A 2,010-nucleotide genomic window follows, 5' to 3' on the forward strand; every position below is an offset into this window, starting at 1 on the left:
CATTAAACTAAGCCGGGGGGTCGCCCCCAAAACCGACTCGTCTCCAAAACCGTACGTGATACTTTCGCATCATACGGCTCCTCATTACAGTACAATCCTTGACAGTGGCTCCTCTAGAATGGGTTTCCATCTAATTCTTTCAAATTGATTTTCATCCCGTGCTTGACATCGTGGCAGTGTAGGTGGAGTAGTTCTAGATTTTTATCTAGGTCTGTTCCCCCAAGTGAGCGTGGTATTATGTGGTGTTTTTCCATTAAATCTCCATCCCTGAATATAAGACCACAATGGGCACATTTCCCTTTTTGTCTTTTTAAGAGTCTTCCTTTTTGACTATTGATTTCTGGGTGTTTTCCCATTCTGGTATTCCAATAAATTAGGTCTCCATTGAAAGGACTCTTGGTATCTTTGATTTTGATGTGCCTAACGATTTTCGTTTTGGCGTGTTTTGGGAGATAATTCTCTCCATCCATGAACATCCAGTTATCCTTTTTAACGGTTCCCCAGTATTTATTGATTACCCAGGTTTTTGATTTATTGGGGTGTCTCCTATATCCCCATCTTTGAAGTTTATTCCAGAGCAAATACTCAAGGTCTTTAAAGGTCTCTTTACTACAGACTGTGCTATAGTAATTACACCAACCCCTTATAACGGGTTTGAGTCGGCTGATTAATGCCGCTTGCGGGGCAGCTTTGTGACGGTCGATTATGTCGGCGAGCTGCCCATAATGCTCTAGAACTTTTTCTTTAGATGGTTTGATGATGGTTTTAAAGCCTAGTTTTGATTGATTTTTTCCTGCTGGATATTGTCGGATGTTGAATCCGAGAAAGTTAAATCCTTTCGAGGTGTGAGTCATCTTTGTCTTACTAGGCTTTAATTCCAGACCCATATCACTTAGCCATTCTATGATGATTCTCTGACATTCTTCTACCATATCCTGGTCTTTATGCAGAATGATAAAATCATCGGCATATCTAATTAAACTTATGCTCTTCATTCTTTGGTCTTTGCTTTTCTTTTCTCCTTTTTTATTCTTTTTATTTCTGGCATAAGTCTTAATTACCATTTCCATTCCATGGAGGGCTACATTCGCGCTTGAGAGGTGATATAACTCCTCCTTGCGGTGTGCCTTCATCCGTAGTTGAGAATGTTTCTTTGTCCATTACTCCGGCTTTTAACCAGGATTTGATTAATCGCCTTAGTGATGGATAAGTATTCAATTTTGTGAGAAGGGCATCATGATTGATTTTGTCGAAACATTTGGAGATATCGGCATCCAGTACCCATTTGGGTTTTTTGCAGATACTATTAAATATTGCTTCGATGGCGTCGTGACATGAGCGTCCTGGTCTGAACCCGTAGGAATTAGGTTCAAATTTGGCTTCCCATTCAGGTTCTAATGCCTGTTTGGCAAGTGTTTGTAATGCACGGTCGTACATGGTTGGGATTCCTAAGGGACGCTTTTCTGTTCCTTGTGATTTGGGAATCCATACCCTTCTGGTTGGTTTTGCCCTTTTGGAGATTTTTAGGTTGGCAACTAAAGTGAGACGCTGTTTACTATTTAAGGATTTGACCCCATCTATTCCAGCACTTCTCTTGCCTTTATTCTCCTGGGTTACCCGTCTAACCGCTATCATTTTGGCTGACCAGGATTTCATCAGAGTCTTTTGTAGTTTTCTTACCACGCGGACATCACCACGTTGCGAGGCTTGGTATATTCGTTTTTGTAACTTGAATACGGTCATTTCTAGCTTACGCCAATTGACCTTGTTCCATTCCGACTGTGGGGCAAACCCCCGAGTTTTAGACTTATTCATTACTACTTACAACTACACCTATTCCTGTAACGTGAGTCTGTCAGCATATCCTGGGCATTACCCCAGGCATTGGCTTCTGACTCAATCTTTCCAACATATGACTTACGGCTAACTACCTACTCGGAATATTCGACCTTTCTGAGAGTACATATGTGGTTATTTCGTTCCTGATAATCATTTTGTAGACTTTTAGGG

2 protein-coding genes are annotated in these 2,010 nt (G+C 41.1%); both read right to left on the reverse strand.

Annotation, left to right across the window (positions count from 1 at the left end; genetic code table 11):
• Window positions 1–113: 113 nt before the first annotated feature.
• Window positions 114–1,070 (reverse strand): group II intron maturase-specific domain-containing protein, encoded by a 957-nt coding sequence (locus tag F6J99_RS46100; RefSeq protein WP_365975506.1) that lies wholly within the window; start codon window positions 1,068–1,070, stop codon window positions 114–116.
• Window positions 1,054–1,815, reverse strand: a complete 762-nt coding sequence (locus F6J99_RS46105; protein WP_365975508.1) for a reverse transcriptase N-terminal domain-containing protein — start codon at window positions 1,813–1,815, stop codon at window positions 1,054–1,056. Before F6J99_RS46105 ends, F6J99_RS46100 begins: the two co-directional genes overlap by 17 nt.
• Window positions 1,816–2,010 lie beyond the last annotated feature (195 nt).

This window comes from Moorena sp. SIO4G3, assembly GCF_010692305.1.
GTDB classification, from domain to species: Bacteria; Cyanobacteriota; Cyanobacteriia; order Cyanobacteriales; family Coleofasciculaceae; genus Moorena; species Moorena producens_A.